This is a genomic window from Delftia lacustris (assembly GCF_040267515.1).
Taxonomy (GTDB): domain Bacteria; phylum Pseudomonadota; class Gammaproteobacteria; order Burkholderiales; family Burkholderiaceae_C; genus Comamonas; species Comamonas tsuruhatensis.
This window is the reverse complement of record NZ_CP141273.1, coordinates 1-17,736: the sequence shown is the minus strand read 5'-3', so window position 1 is coordinate 17,736 and position 17,736 is coordinate 1. Positions and strand designations below refer to the sequence as shown.

The 17,736-nt window shown below is 56.2% G+C and carries 23 protein-coding genes; 18 read left to right on the top strand and 5 right to left on the bottom strand.

Annotated features, from left to right (window positions below; translation table 11 throughout):
• The first annotated feature begins 292 nt into the window (after nucleotides 1-292).
• The 16 genes from U6958_RS00115 (at nucleotide 293) to U6958_RS00040 (ending at nucleotide 9,054) form a co-directional block, all read left to right on the top strand.
• Nucleotides 293-535, top strand: coding sequence for a hypothetical protein (locus U6958_RS00115; protein ID WP_143044551.1), 243 nt, complete (start codon nucleotides 293-295; stop codon nucleotides 533-535).
• Between the two features lie 205 nt (nucleotides 536-740).
• On the top strand, nucleotides 741-1,028 hold the full coding sequence (locus U6958_RS00110; protein ID WP_074921827.1) for a hypothetical protein: 288 nt from the start codon (nucleotides 741-743) through the stop codon (nucleotides 1,026-1,028).
• Nucleotides 1,029-1,049: 21 nt separating this feature from the next.
• A complete protein-coding gene (locus U6958_RS00105) occupies nucleotides 1,050-1,385 on the top strand; it encodes a hypothetical protein (RefSeq protein WP_074921829.1) in 336 nt (111 codons plus the stop codon).
• Between the two features lie 382 nt (nucleotides 1,386-1,767).
• Nucleotides 1,768-2,037 (top strand): hypothetical protein, encoded by a 270-nt coding sequence (locus U6958_RS00100; RefSeq protein WP_074921831.1) that lies wholly within the window; start codon nucleotides 1,768-1,770, stop codon nucleotides 2,035-2,037.
• A gap of 11 nt (nucleotides 2,038-2,048) precedes the next feature.
• A complete protein-coding gene (locus U6958_RS00095) occupies nucleotides 2,049-2,681 on the top strand; it encodes a hypothetical protein (protein ID WP_074921833.1) in 633 nt (210 codons plus the stop codon).
• Nucleotides 2,682-2,700: 19 nt separating this feature from the next.
• Nucleotides 2,701-3,135, top strand: a complete 435-nt coding sequence (locus tag U6958_RS00090; RefSeq protein WP_074921835.1) for an HD domain-containing protein — start codon at nucleotides 2,701-2,703, stop codon at nucleotides 3,133-3,135.
• Nucleotides 3,136-3,148: 13 nt separating this feature from the next.
• Nucleotides 3,149-3,580, top strand: coding sequence for a DUF6283 family protein (locus U6958_RS00085; RefSeq protein WP_074921837.1), 432 nt, complete (start codon nucleotides 3,149-3,151; stop codon nucleotides 3,578-3,580).
• A gap of 177 nt (nucleotides 3,581-3,757) precedes the next feature.
• Complete coding sequence (locus U6958_RS00080; protein WP_143044552.1) at nucleotides 3,758-3,976, top strand: hypothetical protein; 219 nt, start codon at nucleotides 3,758-3,760, stop codon at nucleotides 3,974-3,976.
• Between the two features lie 111 nt (nucleotides 3,977-4,087).
• The gene (locus U6958_RS00075) at nucleotides 4,088-4,234 is read left to right on the top strand and encodes a hypothetical protein (protein ID WP_167368406.1); all 147 of its coding nucleotides are present in this window, start codon (nucleotides 4,088-4,090) and stop codon (nucleotides 4,232-4,234) included.
• 903 nt (nucleotides 4,235-5,137) lie between these two features.
• The gene (locus tag U6958_RS00070; RefSeq protein ID WP_143044553.1) at nucleotides 5,138-5,407 is read left to right on the top strand and encodes a hypothetical protein; all 270 of its coding nucleotides are present in this window, start codon (nucleotides 5,138-5,140) and stop codon (nucleotides 5,405-5,407) included.
• Nucleotides 5,408-6,052: 645 nt separating this feature from the next.
• Nucleotides 6,053-6,514 (top strand): hypothetical protein, encoded by a 462-nt coding sequence (locus tag U6958_RS00065; RefSeq protein ID WP_350337273.1) that lies wholly within the window; start codon nucleotides 6,053-6,055, stop codon nucleotides 6,512-6,514.
• Nucleotides 6,515-6,534: 20 nt separating this feature from the next.
• Nucleotides 6,535-6,912, top strand: a complete 378-nt coding sequence (locus U6958_RS00060; RefSeq protein ID WP_074921841.1) for a hypothetical protein — start codon at nucleotides 6,535-6,537, stop codon at nucleotides 6,910-6,912.
• Between the two features lie 13 nt (nucleotides 6,913-6,925).
• Complete coding sequence (locus tag U6958_RS00055; protein WP_143044555.1) at nucleotides 6,926-7,552, top strand: hypothetical protein; 627 nt, start codon at nucleotides 6,926-6,928, stop codon at nucleotides 7,550-7,552.
• 17 nt (nucleotides 7,553-7,569) lie between these two features.
• Nucleotides 7,570-7,800 carry a hypothetical protein gene (locus U6958_RS00050; RefSeq protein ID WP_143044556.1) on the top strand — a complete coding sequence of 77 codons (231 nt, stop codon included), beginning with the start codon at nucleotides 7,570-7,572 and terminating at the stop codon, nucleotides 7,798-7,800.
• A 245-nt stretch (nucleotides 7,801-8,045) separates the two neighbouring features.
• Complete coding sequence (locus U6958_RS00045; protein WP_143044557.1) at nucleotides 8,046-8,309, top strand: hypothetical protein; 264 nt, start codon at nucleotides 8,046-8,048, stop codon at nucleotides 8,307-8,309.
• A 586-nt stretch (nucleotides 8,310-8,895) separates the two neighbouring features.
• The gene (locus U6958_RS00040) at nucleotides 8,896-9,054 is read left to right on the top strand and encodes a hypothetical protein (RefSeq protein ID WP_167368407.1); all 159 of its coding nucleotides are present in this window, start codon (nucleotides 8,896-8,898) and stop codon (nucleotides 9,052-9,054) included.
• A 3,866-nt stretch (nucleotides 9,055-12,920) separates the two neighbouring features.
• On the opposite strand, the gene U6958_RS00035 is transcribed toward U6958_RS00040, so the two are convergent.
• From U6958_RS00035 to U6958_RS00015, 5 genes are all read right to left on the bottom strand, one after another.
• Nucleotides 12,921-13,439 carry a hypothetical protein gene (locus U6958_RS00035; RefSeq protein ID WP_143044558.1) on the bottom strand — a complete coding sequence of 173 codons (519 nt, stop codon included), beginning with the start codon at nucleotides 13,437-13,439 and terminating at the stop codon, nucleotides 12,921-12,923.
• 225 nt (nucleotides 13,440-13,664) lie between these two features.
• A complete protein-coding gene (locus tag U6958_RS00030; protein ID WP_074921849.1) occupies nucleotides 13,665-13,991 on the bottom strand; it encodes a DUF6283 family protein in 327 nt (108 codons plus the stop codon).
• A gap of 471 nt (nucleotides 13,992-14,462) precedes the next feature.
• The gene (locus tag U6958_RS00025; protein ID WP_143044560.1) at nucleotides 14,463-14,942 is read right to left on the bottom strand and encodes a hypothetical protein; all 480 of its coding nucleotides are present in this window, start codon (nucleotides 14,940-14,942) and stop codon (nucleotides 14,463-14,465) included.
• Between the two features lie 23 nt (nucleotides 14,943-14,965).
• Nucleotides 14,966-15,352, bottom strand: coding sequence for a hypothetical protein (locus U6958_RS00020; RefSeq protein WP_143044561.1), 387 nt, complete (start codon nucleotides 15,350-15,352; stop codon nucleotides 14,966-14,968).
• 140 nt (nucleotides 15,353-15,492) lie between these two features.
• Nucleotides 15,493-15,978 carry a hypothetical protein gene (locus tag U6958_RS00015; protein WP_074921853.1) on the bottom strand — a complete coding sequence of 162 codons (486 nt, stop codon included), beginning with the start codon at nucleotides 15,976-15,978 and terminating at the stop codon, nucleotides 15,493-15,495.
• Between the two features lie 84 nt (nucleotides 15,979-16,062).
• On the opposite strand from U6958_RS00015, the gene U6958_RS00010 reads away from it, so the two are divergent.
• Together U6958_RS00010 and U6958_RS00005 are read left to right on the top strand one after the other, a co-directional pair.
• Nucleotides 16,063-16,692, top strand: a complete 630-nt coding sequence (locus U6958_RS00010; RefSeq protein WP_074921855.1) for a phospholipase D-like domain-containing protein — start codon at nucleotides 16,063-16,065, stop codon at nucleotides 16,690-16,692.
• A gap of 402 nt (nucleotides 16,693-17,094) precedes the next feature.
• Nucleotides 17,095-17,400: an H-NS family nucleoid-associated regulatory protein gene (locus U6958_RS00005; RefSeq protein ID WP_047219300.1), complete on the top strand. Its 306-nt coding sequence runs from the start codon at nucleotides 17,095-17,097 to the stop codon at nucleotides 17,398-17,400.
• Nucleotides 17,401-17,736 lie beyond the last annotated feature (336 nt).

Here is a 17,736-nt window from a genome sequence, read left to right as displayed (position 1 = left end):
GCCGCGACGTGACATGGTGAGTCTGGAACAGGGATGGAGTCCTTGGTTATGAAGCTGCCGCTGATGGGGCAGAGACAGCGATGCAGGACACTGCGCGCCTAGATCCTCATAATTTTCGATTGATGATTGGTCAGTTTGTTGCGGATCGGGAAAGAGACCTCGGCCAGTTTCCTTCGGCTTATATCGTCTCACCCTGCATGAGCAGCGCCCTGAATATCGGTTCAGCATATCCCCAGGAACCATTTATTGCTTCCGGCGACGTGTGAAGGGTAAGCAAGCTAAAATGGTGTGCATGAACACCGACCGTACATCGAACGCTAATCCCAACAATGAGCGCCTGCGGTTACTTGTGACGGGCGCAGGGCTCACGCAACCTGCGGCCTTGGCGCTCTTCAACCGAGAAATAAAAGTTCGACCCCTGTCCGAATCCACGTGGAAGGGTTACTTCTGTGCGCCAGGCACGGCTCGCTATCGCGGCTTCGCTCCTGAATTGCTGGCTCACGCTGAAAAGGTATTTGGTCCACTGCAGAAATAGAGCTTGCGCATGGTGTGCGTGCACACTATGATTAAGTCATTATGAGTGAACTCGCATACCGACTCTCCACGCAGCAGCGCGCCCTGAAACGCGCCTGGCTTTTCATGAATCCCGTGATGGAGCAGATGGCTCGGCAGAGGCACTTTGGCTGTGCACAGCGCCTCGCGGCGCGGTTGATCGCAGGCGACTACCAAAGGAGCAACACATGAAGCAGATGAGTATTCGGCAAGCGGCACGCTGGGCGGAGTGGAAGGGCTGCGTGTACCAAGTGCAGGACGGCCAGCCCGACTACATGGCTGCTGCCGTGGACTTGAATACGAACAAGGTGCTTCGCATGGGCTTCGGTGACGAGGCCTACGAGTTCAAGCGTGCACATCCCGAGCAACTCATTCGCGTCTACACCTTGGATGAAGTACTCCAAGGTATGGATGAAGAGGATGGTGAGAGCAGCTGCGTCCCTGGCCCACGGGACGCTGAGGCTCCTTGGCATTAAGCGACTTCACGAGTACATCCCATGCCTGAGTTCAGCCTTAAGCGAGAGTCGTTGAATACGATCACAGATCTTGAAGTCGCGTTCGGCACCCGCAAGCTGCTGCCCCCCTTCGACGTGGTGCCAAGTGAGTTCAAGCGCGGAAACGACTACACGAGGCTGCTTGACCACTTGTTTTCTGGTCAAGCCATTCCCGAGGGGGAGATCGTGTTTCATGAGGGCTTCGACGACGCGGAAGCGCCGGCACTCCTTAATCGTGTGGTGATGGCTCATCTGCGTTCGTTTGAGCCCAAACACGATCACAAGATCGCAGGCCTTGGCTACCTCATCAGCCAGGCATGCCAAGTGCGTTTGGCCTGAGGGAACCGGACATGCAGTACGGCTTGAAATCGGCAGGCGTTGACATAGTGCAGCGAGCCATCGGTGCAGGCGGGTCGCTGGCGCCGATGGCATCCTCCTTTTATAGCGGGGGCTATACCTACACTCACGTGCTTACAACGAAGAGCGGAACGCAGTACCGCGTCAGCAAGCAAGTCATGCGTGCAGTAGCCCAATTAACAAAATGAGGGAAGGAGCACGAGCTTGAAAGCCCTACTAGCAGTCGCATTCGGCGCAGGATTACTGGCAGCGGCATATGCATATGGCGAAGGCCATAACAAGACCGCACTGGCATGCATGGCAATTTCACTGGCAAGTGTGCTTCGCATCAAGCCAACGAACTGAAGACGAAGGAAATCAGCCGATGGAGCAGTTCTCGCAAGTCGAGCATGTGCAAGTGAGCGCAGACGGATCAACCGTGTGGGTGCATGCCCTGGATGGTTCTACGGTAGGGCGTTTTTCAAAGCGTTTCGGGCTTGATGTACATACGACGGTCACCCAGCAGATGGAAGGAGCGGACCAGTGCCTGCATTGCACCCACGTACCACCGAGGTCGGACGATTGGTTGACTTTTTGCGAGTTGATGAATCAACACCACGGCATCGTGGTCAGCCCCGGCTTGATTCAAATTTGAGGTGAGCAAAAATGCCAAGCCGGATCGACGCATCAACACAACTTGCCCAGCTCGCCGCGAAGCTCGCTCAGGCTCGCGCCAAGGCGACAGAGGCCAAAGCCGAACTGAAGAAGGTCGAGCGCCGCGCAGAGCGTGCCGACAATGCTGTAGCCGCACTTCTGGAAGATTACGACCACGAGCGGCTGCGCTTGTGGGGCTCCAATCCCGATGTGGCCGCACTGCTAGCGTCTGGGGGCAGCATGGCCTTCCACTATGCCGGCGAAGCACTGGCGGGTGCCTATGGCCTCGGGTGGGGCTTGACGTGGGCGGACACCAAGCAGACAGTGCTGCATGTCCGCCTGAATCGCGGAGAGGTGAGCGCGGTGGAGCGGACCAAGGCGGCGGTACTTCACTTTGCTCCCTTCATCAAGTCCAAGATGGGGTTTGTCCGTTTTGGCGTCCAGCATCACGAGAGCAGCGATTTTGCCGTTGAGCTGCACTACTCGCCGAAGACCGGCGCAGCGCAAGTTGTCCGCATGCACTTCGGCCAGGAAGAAGGCGCGCAGTCATTCAGGACCGTGGACGCTGCACTGTCTCACATCCAAGAGAACCACTGGCTCGAAGACTTCATTGACATGCCGGGCGCGACAGTGCTGCTCGGCTGAACCCACGTAGTGAGATCATATGGAACTGCTTGAGGCGTACCAACTCGCATGCCGCTTGCACTCGGGGCAGGTTGATAAAGCTGGACGACCCTACATTGAGCACCTCACAAGGGTGTTCCTTCGCGTTCAGACCGCTGGCGGCGATCTGTTTCAACAGATGGCCGCTTTGCTGCACGATGCCGTTGAGGATCGAAAAGCTAGCCCTGAGCAGCTACTGTGGCTTGGAGTGCCGCCTGAAGTAGTTGAAACGGTGAAGGTCCTTTCGAAGGACGAGACCCAAACCTACGACGAATACTTGGCTGTCGTGAAATCTGCCCCTCGTGCTCTGGCGGTAAAAGTGGCCGATCTGGAAGACAACGGTGACCCTGTGCGCCTTGGAGCTCTGCCCGAAGCGCTCGCGAAGCGGCTGAAGAAGAAGTACGACGCCGCGAAGCTGTTCTTGTCTGCGGCGTAAAGGAAATCGCAAATTGACTAGCAAAACCCGCATAACTAGGATTCTCCCTGCAGGCCTCAATGAGCGTGGCGAAAACCACCAGGTAGTCACTGTCACTGGAGGTGGTGGAAGTTATCGCCGTACGCCTTGCGAAAATTGCCCCTGGCGGGTTGACGCAGTGGGCGAGTTTCCTCCAGAAGCCTTCAGGCATTCTGCCCGAACAGCGTATGACATGGCGCAAGAGTCATTCGCGTGCCACGCATCGGGCTCTGCTAAGCCCTCGACATGTGCCGGGTTCTTATTGCGCGGGGCGGCTCACAACCTGGGAATTAGATTGAAGCAAATGAGAGGTGACTGCCTGGACGTGCGTGATGGTGGGCACGAGCTTCATAAAAACTATCGCGCAATGGCGATCGCCAATGGAGTGCCAGCGGACGACCCTGTTCTGGCCGCGTGCCGCGATTAAAACTGCATTGAGGCCCTAAGGGTAATGCACAGCTTTAAGAAGCCGTGTCATCAAGAGAACTGGCATCGCAGTTGATATTAAGGGGATAGCTTGGCCCAAAATCAAGGCAAGGTTGGCGACACAGGTAGCGCCGAGCGACTGTAAAGAAGATAGACGTAGGGTGGTGAGGATATGGTAATGAAAGTTCGAGTTGTCATCACCGCAGAAATCGATCTGTCCGAGATCTACAATATCTGCTTGCCCTTAGATAGGCGAAAGTGTAATGCTGCCATTCGTGAGTATGTCGATTTTCAAATAAATATGCGAGCAGGGGCAGATGGAGGATGGTCCTATCCAGAGGATGAACTGATAGCAGAGTATCTCATTGATAAGGGTTTAGCGACCCGTCGAAAATAGCAATTCTCACGGCGATAATATCGCCGCCGATTCAAGTCGCCGGCTTAGGTGTAAAGTATATGCCTCCGGCCAATGTACAAATCTCGATATATACGAGATAGGATATAAAACATGAACATAGTATTTTGCATATTCGCATTGCTGGCGTGGTTCGCTGGAACAGCGCAGTTTTTGATGAATAATCCATTGGCTGGCGTAGGTGGGTTTATTGCTTCAGGTCTGTTCGCCATCGCCTGGGCTATCTACGCAAAGAGGTGAGGGGTAGGAGCTAGGCCATGCCATTCGGCAAGTTCGACACCTACTCGTTGAAAGACACGCGTCGCCAACGGGCGGCATTGCTGTGCAAGCATCGCGCTGAGCCTTAGGAGCTACCCGCGTTCGTTGGCCAGATTACGGCCGAGGAGGAAAGCGCCGACGAGCTTATGCTCACTCGCGCTGAATGTTGGTATGGACAGCAGCAGCAGCAAAGGCGTTGTCTGCGTGCGGCCGATTCGCTCTGCGTGTGCAGTCGCCTCTCCGTCTACCTCCTGGCGATTCGAAGTGAGCTTCTTGCCTACTGGCAGCAAGGCAGGTGGCCAGGAGCCTAACCTACGCTTTATTGGTGACGGCGAAACGTCATTTGGCAACCCAACACAGTACATCTGTTCTGAATCTGGACTCGTCATCGGCTTCTAGGAAGGAAAATAATGCTGTTTTTAGCGCAAGTTCAAGACGCTCTGGAGAATGTAGCCAGAGACTTGCCTGGGGGGCTAGTTGTCCTTTATGCATTTCTCTTGGCAGGCTGCATTTCCATTATTACTGCACTGCTGAGAATATTTCTGCTGCCGAGGCTGTAACGTCACGGCAGAGTTCATGTGCGGGTTGGTCAGTTGGCTGCTACGATCTGGCATGGGATGCCGTAGTCAAACGCTAACGATTTGGTTCCGCTGTTGGCTTGTGGAGTTCCGATCCACCGCCTGAACGTATTGGTGGTTCTACTGGAAATTTTCAACGTCAAGTACGTGATCATCAGCCGGTGGGTCAGTAAGTATTGAAGAAAGAGAGCGAGAGTCAATGAAATGCGTTGTGAATACCGGGCGGTTGCTTGCGCTTCGCTACGTGGCTGTGATAATTGGCCTCGTTGCCATGCACTTGGTGCTTGCGACTCTCCCTGAGGGAGATATGAACATGTTCTCAGTTGGCGCAACATTGTTGATGCTGCTCGGGCTGGGCAACCTGGTGCTGTTGTTTGGCATGTTCTGGCGGCTGCATGAATGTGGCTCTGGCCCGCTTTGGGCGGGTGTCGTCGGGTGCTGTATCTCACTCTACGTGCTCAAACAAGAATCCGGCGCATCGCCCAACATGCCTGTGTTGATGGGGTTCCTTGGGCTTCTCGTGGTTCCGGCTCTCTTGAAGGCGATCATTCGATCAATCAAGCGGTGGCGCGCTTAGCGGCGCATCAGTAGATGCGCAGCGCCGAGGCCACAGATCGAGTGTGGTGTTAGGCCGCAAGATACCTAACAATGCTGCTCGGCTTATACACCGCGCGGGGAAGAACCTCTAGAAAACTGGTTTTTGGCAGAATGGGTCCATGTACCTAGAAAAATCGAACAATGATCGACTGCGTGACTTGGTGGATGTAAGCGGTCTAACTCAATCCGCAGCGCTAGCTATCTTTAACCTAGGGTTGGGGCCAGCTGCATACTCGATCAATACGTTCAAAGCCTTTCTCGCTCGGTCAGATTCTTTAAAGTTCAGACCACTCAAAGACGAGCTTCTGGCCCACGCAATGCGGAATTTCAAACAACACGTCAATAAAACTTGAATAAGGGTACAAGTGCCCTTACAATGCATTTGCCCCGAATCGTTGGGCAGAGGTGATTAAATGAACTACTACGACCGAAAGGCGATGCACAGACGCGAAATGCTGGGCTGCGCAAAGTTTGCACGAGCGGCGCTGAAGTACGATTCGGCAAAGGAAGCTGCGGCGTGGAATGCTAAGGCGGCTGAACGTCTATTCAAACTCGGAGGCCTACTGGGCTCGTGGTAGTGAAGGAAGCGATGCCTGTGCCCACAATTCGCCAGATGCGTGCCCGAATGAACAGCGGGCACCGTCAAGTCTTAGAAGCTGTGCGGGAAGGCCGCAAGCTGGTCACGGCCAGAAGCAGTGAAGCCAACGGGCTGATGACATGCCGCGCAACGCTGATTGGCTGGGGGGCAATAGAAGATGACTGCCTGACGGAAGTTGGGCAGCAGTTGCTCAAATCGCTAGTAGAAAAGCACGTTATGTCGGGCCGCACACCAACAACTCTTCAAACACTTGAGCGAACAGCATGGGCCAAACAATTCAAGATTGATTCCCCTGTCAGCTATAAAACTGCGCTTCAATACGCGCTTCAAGACAGGCTATCGGTGTTCATCGAACGTTCTTTGGAGACAGGGGAGCCTGTGTGGGCCATTCGGGTTTTTGATGAACCTGCTTTCTGGATGGAAGCGATGCCAACGAAAGCACAGGCCACAGCTTTGTGCCGTGAGATGGGTTGGAAGATCGTGCGGTGATGAAATTGAGGGAAGAAGCCATGTCCATCATGAACCGATCGTCTACACGTGAGGTGCAAGTCCACACCGAAGCGGTTGAAGGGTTCCCGGCTCGCATCCGTAGCCTGCTCTTAGAAGTTGCTGACAGGAGAGGAACTGCGACGCACGGACCTTGGGAAGACGGAAGCGGAGAGCCGCTGCAGAGCGACGCCGAGGCCGCGTTGCGTTGGATTGAACTCCACGCAGCCGATACTGGGGGGGCTGCAGGGCATACCGTGCAGCCCATCCACGGATTGGTACAGCTGGCCGAGCGGGTTGCTGGGCTTAACGCGTCATCCGGGGAGATCGGCGCAGGGATGCTCGCCCAGCTCGTTCAACAAGCAAGTGCGGCTCTTGCTGTGCATCGCCCAACGATCTGAGGGAGTGCATCCGATGCAGACCTACGCTCTCGCAGGCCCTGGCATGCTGGATCCAATTTGGTTCAACACTGTGCGGCATGGCCAGCACCCGGCCGAAGTCGCGGCTGAAGGCATCTTGTCAGTCAATGGCGTAGACCTTCGACTATCCCGGGGCGCCTTGGCTGCCGGCACCGCTGTGCGTGTATGGCTTGACGGCGCTGGCCACTTCGTCTGCGCTACACGCGACGAGATCGAGCGCGAGGCCCAGGCCTGGCAGGAGGCCGAGGCTTTCAAGGCCAGTGAGCGCCGAAAGCGCCTCAATGAGATGCGCGCAGACGCAGAAGTTTTCAATGCGAGGATCGCGCTACCTCTGCGCTGGGATGTGGGGATCAAGGATGTACTGTCCGGTCTCTCTGAAACATCTTGGGGTGATGGCCGTTGCAAAGCTACCGTGGAGCATATCTACCTGCTGGAAGATCTTCAGGCAGGCCGTTTGAAGCGCCACGAAGGCGACTTCCTTTGCACCTCGGGCAGCGGCACGAACGGAAAGCGTTACTCAGCCACGGTAGTGCGTGGCGAGGATGGCGATGGCAACCCATTTCAGCCCAAAGTCACATGCAAAGCCTGCTTGGCGCAAGCTAACCGTTGGATGCGGGACTAACGAAGGCAAGACCGACGATGAGCAAAGCAGTGGGCGTACTGATTGAAGGTGAAGAGACGTGGCATGCTCCACCAGTTGCAGGGCCTGATTACGACACGCTATGTGGCATCGACGCAAACGATTCCGCAGTTGGCACCTACGGGACGGTAGAACCGAAGCGCGGGCAAAAAATCACCTGCACGCGGTGCTATGCAATTTGGCATGGCGTGGTTGCGATGCGCTTGCGCGCTTCGAGCTTCGATACCTGAAGAAAAAATGTGCAAGGCGCCGAGCTACTGGAAGAATTTGGAAGCCCGGTACGCGGGACCGATGCAGTCCAGGGCGTGTGTCCTTTTTTGCAGAAGAAGCCGTTGCGCAGACGTTGCCGACGATGCAGTGGCGCTGCTCGGCTGGAGGGTGAAGCTCGCGTCGTATCAATGGCTGGGCGCCGGTACCCGTCCGGAGCGCACCGGGATCTTTGACGGTAGCCTGCAATGTAATGGAAGCAACCTAAATGAAAGGAAACGACATGACAACAGCAACTTTCAAAAGCGCGGTCGCCGCAGCGAATGTAAGGCCCAAGGGCGTGATCGTCTCGCCGGACCTGTTCCGAGCGCTTGAAGGAGAGAATTTGTTAGAGCGCAAGTTGGCGACTCCGTGGGGATTTCCGGCTCCCTCCCTCGGAATTGAGCTTCCCTACTACGACCACGACGTGTACGTGGCGTGCGATCCCATCTTGGAGGGATACGGTTTCAAGCTCCCCCCGGCATCGACGTGAGCGATGGCTACTCAGGCGGATCTTTTGAACGTGCTCCGGAGCCTTGATGCTCGCGGTCACCGTCGTGTGCGCGCTGGCGTGGTGGCCGAGATGCTCTGGCCTGGAGCTCGCACTCAGAACGCGAATGGGCAGGTGTTTCCGCTCGGGGCCGGGGTCGCTGGTCGCATGCTTAAAGCGTGCTGCGTCGTTAGGGAAGTGGTCCCCGGTGAGTACGAAATCCTGAGCCATAGGCTTAAGGGGGAGTAAAGGGTGGAGGTGCGCTTGGGTAATTTATCAGGAGACTTATGTCGATAGCTCGAAGAATGAGAGAGTTTGCCGTGATCTTTGGATCCTTTGTAATTACGGCAGCGGTACTCTATTGGATCCAATTGCCAAGTGGGCCTAAGAGAACGACGATGAGGCCGTTGGGTAGCGTATTGGAGGTGAAGGGATGCAGTTCTGGCAAGCGTTCTTTGCAGTGCACTGTCCGCACCTCGACTCATGTATGGGTGACGGATGTCACTGACTGGCCTGGCAACATCATCCAAGTTGGCGATGAGCTTAGCTACCGTTTCGATGCAACAAATAATGCTAAAGAACAGTGGGTATGCAGAAATGGCTCATGCAGGTCATACTCCATGTGTTGGCGTTGGGCGTCGTGCTGGAAGCAAATGACCTGAAGGAGCGAAGCATGGCGGTGTTGCAAGCTGGCTGTTGCGAAGTTGCCAGTCCTCCGTTGTGCATCGCCTTCCGTATCAACACCTGAATATTCTGTGCCTAAGGTCCAGTCTATTGGTGAGATTGTGCTAGCTATTGTGTGATGGCGGGCAGAAGTTCAGATTAGCGAAAGGCAACGATGGTCCTCTTGTATTTTTTACTCATTCTCGCCACGACGATCATGTATTTGGCTGCCTGGCCGTCACTTAGCAGTTCCCGCAAAACCTCCTCGTCACTTGCTCTGTTGCTTATGTGGGCTGGAGTGTCGGTTTTACTGTTTTCGGAGTCCGCAATGTTGGGGACGGTTTTCCTTGGATTGGGGTCGGGTGTGCAGCTGGTGGATTTGGTTATCTCACGAGCCTATAAAAATGGTGTGTTATGGAATTGGTGGCTCAATCGATCAGCTGCGAAGTGAATTTATGGTGAAGTCATAGCCCAGATCGTCTGTATCGGCAGTTGTGCTGCCGCTTATCTTCGCTAGATGAGAAAAGGGGATAGTGTAGGCATGAGAAAGCACATCTTAGTAGATGCTCTGACGCAATTGGATCCGCTTCACTACGACGAAAATGGAGTGATGATCGGCCATCAGCTAGTCCCGATGGAGTTTCCGTCTGACCAGGTGTTTTGGTGCCGCATATGTGGTGGCCACCCAGACGACCCGATACATCAGCCAGGATACCAACCTTGAAAGAGCGCCGCAGTATGGATATCGGTCGGAACGTTGTATGCATCGTCTGCAATTCAGGAACCACAGTAGAGGTCGTGGAGGCTAGGACCCATGAAGGGCACTGCAATTTGCTTGTGCCCCTTGGGGCGGGAGTCGCCCAGGGATGGTGAAGCAAACGAGGCAGGACCGGCTATTGCGACTGGCAGATGGCCGCTGTCCAGTACACGGGATACCAATGGTCCAAGCAGGTCTAAGAGGCGAGCTTTTCTCGGCGATTTGTCCGCGCAAGGACTGCGGAATTCAGGGTACAGCTCTGGAGGCTCACGGGCCTGTAACGCTGGATCCGGCGCACCAGGAGTTGATCAATGATGCGGTTCATCCTGCTAGCAAGATGCTCATCGTCAAGAAGGCGGTGGGCGTTGTTGTTTGTGGGGGATCTGAGGAGGCGGATCCGCCGCCATCGTGAGGCGCTGCGGTCTTTGCAAGACAGGATGGCGCGCCACGAGCCTAATTTTTTAGTGGAATTCGGTGGTGCATTACGACGAGATGCCGGCGCTTGTTGGATAGAAGTGCTTGCACTCGCAGGCGAGGATGGTCAGTACCCAGAACCCGCTTGAGGTGAGTCGTTTGAGGCTGGTGCCGCCGACGCAGTTGCTGTAGGCGGCTGTCGGCGCTGGTGGGGCAGATCGGGCGTAGGCTGTGACTCAGAATTCTTGCGCGCCGGATGGACGCGAAGGGGGTATAGCGATGGTGAGTTCTCGGGCTGCAGCGCAGCATGAAATCCTGGTCGATGGAGAGCTGTGCCGTGTGTGGGTGGGGCAGAAGAGCGGTGGAGTGTGGCGAGCGTACGGCGACTTCAGAAGGCGACAAATCGACAAGACGGGCCGTGATGAGCGTGATGCGCTCGCGCAGTGGACTCGTGCGGCCGAATACGCAGCGAACGAATAGATCCATTTGGTGCGCGCCCAGCGCCAGCTCGCTTGGTTGTGGGCGCGGTCAGGCGGGTGCAGGAGCAATGCTTGTGAGGTGGGAGGGCATCGGGCTGAGTCGTCGCGGCCGGTCGCGCGGCTTCTCGACAATGCGCAGGGCCAGATCGATGAGCTGGCCAGGCTCACCTTCCCTTGGAACCCGGTATGCGCGAGATGCGCTGGTGCAGTGTTCTCGGCCTGGAAGGCTTGTGCAGGTTCCGGATCCGACAAGACGCCATGTCGTGAATGCCCGCGCAGATGGGATAGCAGCAGCTGATGAGGAGGGCCGTGGGGAGCTGTGTTGCCGAGCTATTGCGCATTGGCCAGTTCAGCGACTTCTGCTCAGCATGCTGATGTACCGACCGGAGCCTGGTGGTCGGGGCTGGTGGCGCTGGTCGGCATGGCGCCACCTCGGTGTGCCGAGCTGGTTGGAGCCGCTTGACCGTCAGGCCATAGGTGATGGTGATTGGTGGGCTCTGGGCAAGGGAGTGTGACTGCGCCGACCGGGATGGTGCTGGGTGGCGTCAGGCGGGCGCAGGAGCGTTTTTTGGGGCTAGGTGAGTACATCGGGTCGGGCTGGGTGCGGCGCGTAGCCCTGGTGCCCGTTGATGCGCGTGGCCAGGTCGGGCAGCGGGCCGTGACAGCCCAAGAGCCGATGTAGCGGTGGACGTTGGCTACCTGAAGTGCTCATGCAGTGGGAGCATGACGCAACGTTAGGGGATGAATGCCGGCTTAGCTGGGCCAGCTGCTGCTGCAGCTGATGCTGGAGGTCCTGCTGAGAACCTTGACGCGGTGGGTCCAGGTGACGTTGAGCACGCTTCGGCCACTCCAGTGATGGAGCAACCACTGCTGGCGCTGGTCGCGGCTAGGCAGCTGCAGCTGCTAGATGCCGGCAGTGGCTGCCGCGCTCCACGTTGGATCTCTGGGATGTGTCGGCAAATGGCGTGACCAGGCCGAGCCCCAATGCGGGCCAGCGACGATGCACCCCTGCTCATTCGAAAAGGCCGTACGGCCTTCAAAGGGGAATTGAGGCCAGGTCCTCGCGGTGCTGGCCAGCTGCAGCACAGGGCCGAGCGCGCCACAGGCGGGCTTGAGTTCAGGTTAGCAAGCCCAAGCCTCATTGGCCGGTGCAGCTGGTGGTGCGCGCCGGGGGCACTTGCTGTACGGCGGTGGAGAGAGCAGCTTCTCCATGAGGTACTGATGTTGCGTAGCGACGCTGCCGCTGGCTGCTCAGGTGCCGGGGTGGCCAGTGCGCATACGCCGCACTTCTTCCGGGCTCGGGCCAGAGGCCATCTCCGATGCCGTGCCAGATCATTTGCGTTGCCGCCGATCCTGAGAAACAGAGATATTGGACGTGGGCAAAGCTAGGCCTCTGCATGGAGGATCTGCGTGTGCAGGTGCCGCCTGGTGAGGGGCTGGCGCGAGATGTGTCAGTGGCCAAGGGCGAATCGATCCGCGCTGACGGCGCCCGATTGGGCCAGCTGCAGCTGACCGAGGGCAGCTGCACGTGCACGTCCATGGCGGAGGACGAGCGATGACTATCGGCGCCGGAGGCAAGCATTTAACCCTTAGCCTCAGATGTACGCCCAGAAAAAGCAAAGGACTGAACGGCGGAAACCGTCAGTCCTTCGGCGAGACACCTGCGGCGGCAACCTCACGAGTCTCTTGACCCAGACCCATACCACAGGAAACCAAGTCATGACCGCGATTATCGCGTCACTACGCGGGAAAAGCAAGCCAGCTGCGCGTGGCCATCGATGACTTGCGAAAACCCCTAAATCGATGCTTGCTCCAGCACCGGCAAATCGTGCAGATGGCAGAATCCGCGATAGGCAAGGCAGCCCAGATTTCGTGCGTGTAGTTAGCCCCCAACGTTATGTTGGCATCGGAATGCAGGCGGTCAGAGTCCACACTTGCGCAAAATGATTACCTACCTTGGCTGTCGTCTCAGAGAACGCAGCAGCCGAGTGGTGAAGGGATCTAACGCTACTTTCGCGCAAAGGGCAAATGCCCACAGCGGAAAAATCCAGCGATATACCGGATAAAACATCGTTTGCATCGTTTCAAGCCGGTCATCGGGCGGCTGCTTCCAGATCAGCCACGTCAGAGTGCAGGAACAGGCGAATAAAGCCAGGACTACGCATCCGTGAATAGCCTTGACGCGCTGATATTTAGTCAATTCCACAATATTTCTCTCTTGCTATTGCCGTAGCTGTTTCCATGAGCGAAAGCCTAGGGACAATGAGTGTCCCGACCGTGATAGTTATAGTATAGAGGCGACTAGAATAAGAGGCCACCGATCATTACGCCTGCAAGAAATGGGATGGATCCACTGGGGCGGCCTTGTGATGCGGTACTTTCTGCCATCTTCAACTTTTGCGCATACATCTCCACGGCGCGTTCAAGTTCATATATTCGCATTGCCAATGCCTCGTGTCCCAAGGCCACTTCTGTCACTCCGGCCTTGGTAAGGATGTCGGTTAGTTGACACGCGCGGTCCTGATTTTTCTTTTGCTCGGCCTCTCTTTTATCGAGTGCGGTTGTTAACTGGAGGAATTCAGAACGTGTCACAGGGCGAACTGAATCAGCTAGAAGTGATTTGACTTCTTGTAGCAAATCATCCTTCCCTTTGTGTCTACGAAGATACTTTTGCAGCAGATCGTCAATGAATACCCATTCTGCTTTCGGCTCATAGCCTGCCTCAAACAGTAGCTTTTGCGCGTTCTGAGACACAGTCATATCGTCGCCGGACGTTGTGCCCGTTTCAATCGGTTTGATTTTCTTAGAAACACTCGCCATATCTAATTTCCTCGATCCTCAACGACATTAGTCGAAGACCCGTTCGGTTCCTTAAATACATACCAGTGGTCAAGGCGGAGCGGGGAGACTGTATTCAACGACTCCACCCTGCAGGTTCTGGCCAGCCGCAGGCCGATGGTGAAGCGGCACTGTGAACCGTATTGCGGACCGCACTTGGACGATCATCAAATGCTGAACAGCGCTTCGTCCTAGCCTCGCTACCTTTTAGTCTGTGCAGTCAGTCGATGGTAGAGCCAAGTCGCGGGGCTCGATCACCATCGCAGCGCTGGCCTCAATGTCGGCCTGGGAGATGACATCAAGTGCCAAGCCGATGCGGGCAATCACGGGAAGGCGGTCCAGCTTCGACATGAGGCCTACTGCTCCAGCACAGGTCATACGCTCCTTGTCCAAGGTCTTGTGACAAACAAATGTTTTACTGTCGTCGGACAGCAGTTCGGACACTATGCTCTCAATCCGTCCGGGGTGCAGTTCAATGCCGGCACCGTCGCATCGGAATGGGCAGTTCGCACAGGGGCGCTTGGCTATCGGCATGGTCTTCCTTCAAGGGCCTGCGCTGATTTCTGGTGAGGCTGCCATGGGAGGAAGCCCGATGAATCGGCGAGGGCCAAGTACCGCTAGATTGAGGCCTGCGCAGGTCAGTACACACCCCCAATAGATGTCTGTCAGAGTGTCCGTCGCCTCATCGACCGCCTGTTGGAGTGAGACCGGTTTGAATTCCGACGCGAGACGGGCAGCGGGTATCAAGTTTCCATCGGTCACGACACCTTCGTGGACGCTACCCACAAGCACCGTGCCAGGGGGCGCGAATCGAAACGCTACGTCGCCCCACTGGAATACGCTTGAAACGGCATCGCGGATGGGTGCGCCTCCTGCCAACCCGGAAAGAAACAGAATGCTTCCCAAGGTAATGGATGGCCACGCCACAAACAATTCAAATACGCGTTTCAGAACATTTTTTCCCCAACGCAAATGATCCACTGTATGCACGACACTTCTTTCCAATTATTTTGATTGAATCTCAAACCAAAGACGATGTAGCGTGATGATACAGAGGATCATTGGAAGAACGACAACCGCTAGCCATGCAAACGCCTCTACTAAACCAAATGCGGCGCTGGTCAAGTTTGCATCCATTTCTGCGACACGTGAGGGGCCTTGGTCCGGAAGCGCAGGCAAGTTAGAAATGGCAATCACCATTGCTCCGGCTGTAAGAAGCAAAAGACCTACGAGTTTGCCTGCAACATAAAATGTTTTCAGCAGACGCTCTCTAGGCCCTTCTTGCAGGAGAAGCGTCAGCAGGACGGCTAAAATACTTGTCGCTGCTCCGCACGCCAAGGCCCACGTCGGGAGCGCGAATGCCTTGATGCCGTAGTGCACAATAGCCACGACTGCTGCGAGTGCGGCCATTATGACGGGAAGTATTGTCCATGTACCCCATATTAGAAGTGCACCGATAGAAATTGCCTTTGCCTGGTTCTTCATGGTGATGTCTTTTCCCCTCTCGGTCACTCTCGTTCACCATACGCTCTGCGCATTTCGTTGCTACGCTCGACAGACTCTTCTGATGGATAGGAGCCGTTGCAGTAAACAACGGCTATTGCCAAGAGCACAATTCCAAAAGGAAGGAAGCACAATGCGCGCATCCAAAATGGCAACTCGATAAATGCGACCTGCCATGCATAGATGTCATATTCACTGCTATGAGCCTCAAGCAGAAAGTGTCCCAGTGGGCCGATCAGCCATGCCATAAGCGCTGTCGCGACAATCAGTGCTGGGACAGCGAAACTCATCACCTGAAGAGCTTCCTTCCACCACCGTCTGCGCGCGACGCTCAATGTGTCCATTGCCATATTGCATTCCCTTTTTTCTAAGCCACCTTCATCGGCGTCCATGTGCATGGCGCGACGCGCTAGCGCCCCTCACCACAGTCGCGATAGGTGGCGCAGAGCACAGCTACCCTGCACGTCTTGCCTCGCAAAATATGCGCTCCAGTAGGGTCGCCACGGTTCTCTAGCTGGGCGGCGCTACGCGATCAGGGCTGCGTGGGCGCGCCGGTTTTGATTTCTCGTGCTGCCGTACGGGCCGTCAGCTCGGGGTACTTTGTCAGGTTAGCAGGCCACTTGATCTTGAGGCTGTCTGCATAGAAGACCCTGTACGTGTCGCCCACGATGAAATTCATTTTCTTCGTGTATTCGATGGGGGGAAGCACTGCGACGTTCCCATCAGGCTTCTTGAGATGAAATTGGTAGCTGTACACAGCGCCGGAGCTAACAAGCGATGCTGCATTGATTACAGCACCCACACCTCCCAAAACGCCATGCGTCGGCAGCGCCTGACCTGCAAGGTCAACAACGTCGGATGTCGTCTTCGACTCGATGGCCTGCACTAGTACGCCTTCGTGCCACTCGGTCACTTGGGGCGAACCAATGTAGATCTGAGCCAAATCGGACTGACTTGCCTTTGTGCTGCAACCAGCCAGGGCGACTGCGGCGATGGCGGGGAGGAGGAAGCGATGCATGTGGTCTCCAACAAAAAGTGTCTTTGTGTAATTGTATCATCAATTATTTGAGTTAAGATAATTGCGTCAATTAATTCCAATTCTATGCTCAATTATCGAATTGTCTCCAAAGCTGCGCTCGCGATTACCGCGACCGCGTTCGTCACATTGGCTGCGGGCTTCGACGGTGCAGATCTGCGCAGTGCAGCAGGGCGGGTGGCTCGCTCGATCGTAGATGCCCCGGTCAGGGTCCCTTCTGCGGGGACTGTCGAAATAGCGTTCAGCCCGAAGGGGGGCGCAGAAGGTCTTGTTGTACGGGTGATCGATGCCGCCCAAGTTGATATCAAGGTGCTGGCATATGCATTCACCTCGGCCCGCGTCACTCAAGCCCTGCTCCGCGCGAGAAAGCGTGGTGTATCTGTCGCGCTGGTGGTGGATGAGAACCACAATCTGTCTCGTGAGTCGGATGGACGGGCCCGCGCCGCCTTGAGCGCATTGAGCACCGCTGGCGCTGATGTACGCGTGGTGTCGGCGTTTGCAATCCACCATGACAAGCTGATCTTGTCGGATAGCAAACATGTGCAGACCGGCAGCTTCAACTACACGGTGTCGGCAGAGACCCGCAACAGCGAGTACGTGACGGTGAACTGGGACAACCCAGCGCTAGCCGAGGCATTCCTTCCGCATTTCAAGAGAAATCAATCTCTTGCTACGCAATTTTCCACTAAATACTGATTGGCAAGAATTGACAGTAGTTGCTGCGCGGCTTCGCGATCCAATTTGCGTTGATACGGTAGCAGCCGGATTCACGGCGGGGGTACGATGCCCCCGTCGTTTGCGCACCGCTTTGGTGCTGGCAGTCCATCAAGACTTCTTGGCGATTACAGGCTACGCGTGTTGCAGGCATGCTGATTGAAGGCGGCTGCACGGGATGTGACCACTCAGTCTCAAAGCTCGCGAGGGTGAGAAAGTGTGGGCATCGGGTTTTCCTTGGCTCGGATGCGATTGGGCAAGGATGGTTTGCAAGAAATTGCAATTGAGGCGATAAGGAAATTTGCAAATACATCGCCCACGGATTGATTTTTTGCGTGATAATTCAACGGTTACTAACCGATTTCATGTCAGGAGAAATACAGCATGAGCATGAGCTACAAGGAACTGCTGCAACAGCGCCAAGCGCTGGAAGCCCAGATCGCAGCCGCGCGCCAGAATGAAGTGTCCGGCGCGGTTAAGGAAATTCGCGACCTGGTGGCCGAGTTTGGCCTGACCGCCCAAGACATCTTCCCTTCTGGTCGCCGTGGTCGCGCCGCCTCGACTGGGGCAGGTAGCGTCGGCGTCCCCAAGTACCGCGACCCCGCCACCGGCGCGACTTGGACGGGCCGGGGCAAGCCCCCGAACTGGATCAATGGAAAGGACCGCGATCAGTTCCTGATCGACGCCTAAAAAGCCTACCGCTTACCGAAACCCGGCACCGTGCTCATGGCACTGCCGGGTTTTTGTTTGCAGGTGCGACTATTGGCGTGCGATAGCTGGGACTGCGGTGTCCCAACAGTGCCCTTGCGTCGTGCGAATGCGCCAAGGCGGTGCTATTTCCCTGGTCAGCGCCAGCGACCTCTGAGCGCCTGAAGACGCGAGCGCGTAGATGGCCACTGCGCAGTAGCGTCACGCGGCGCTTTCTTGCGCGCCCTCAAGTTGGTGAATCGTGCAGGTCCAAGGGATCTCTGCGGCTACCAGTGCGGGAAGGCATTCGACACGGCGTCCTTGTCGCATCCCATCGAT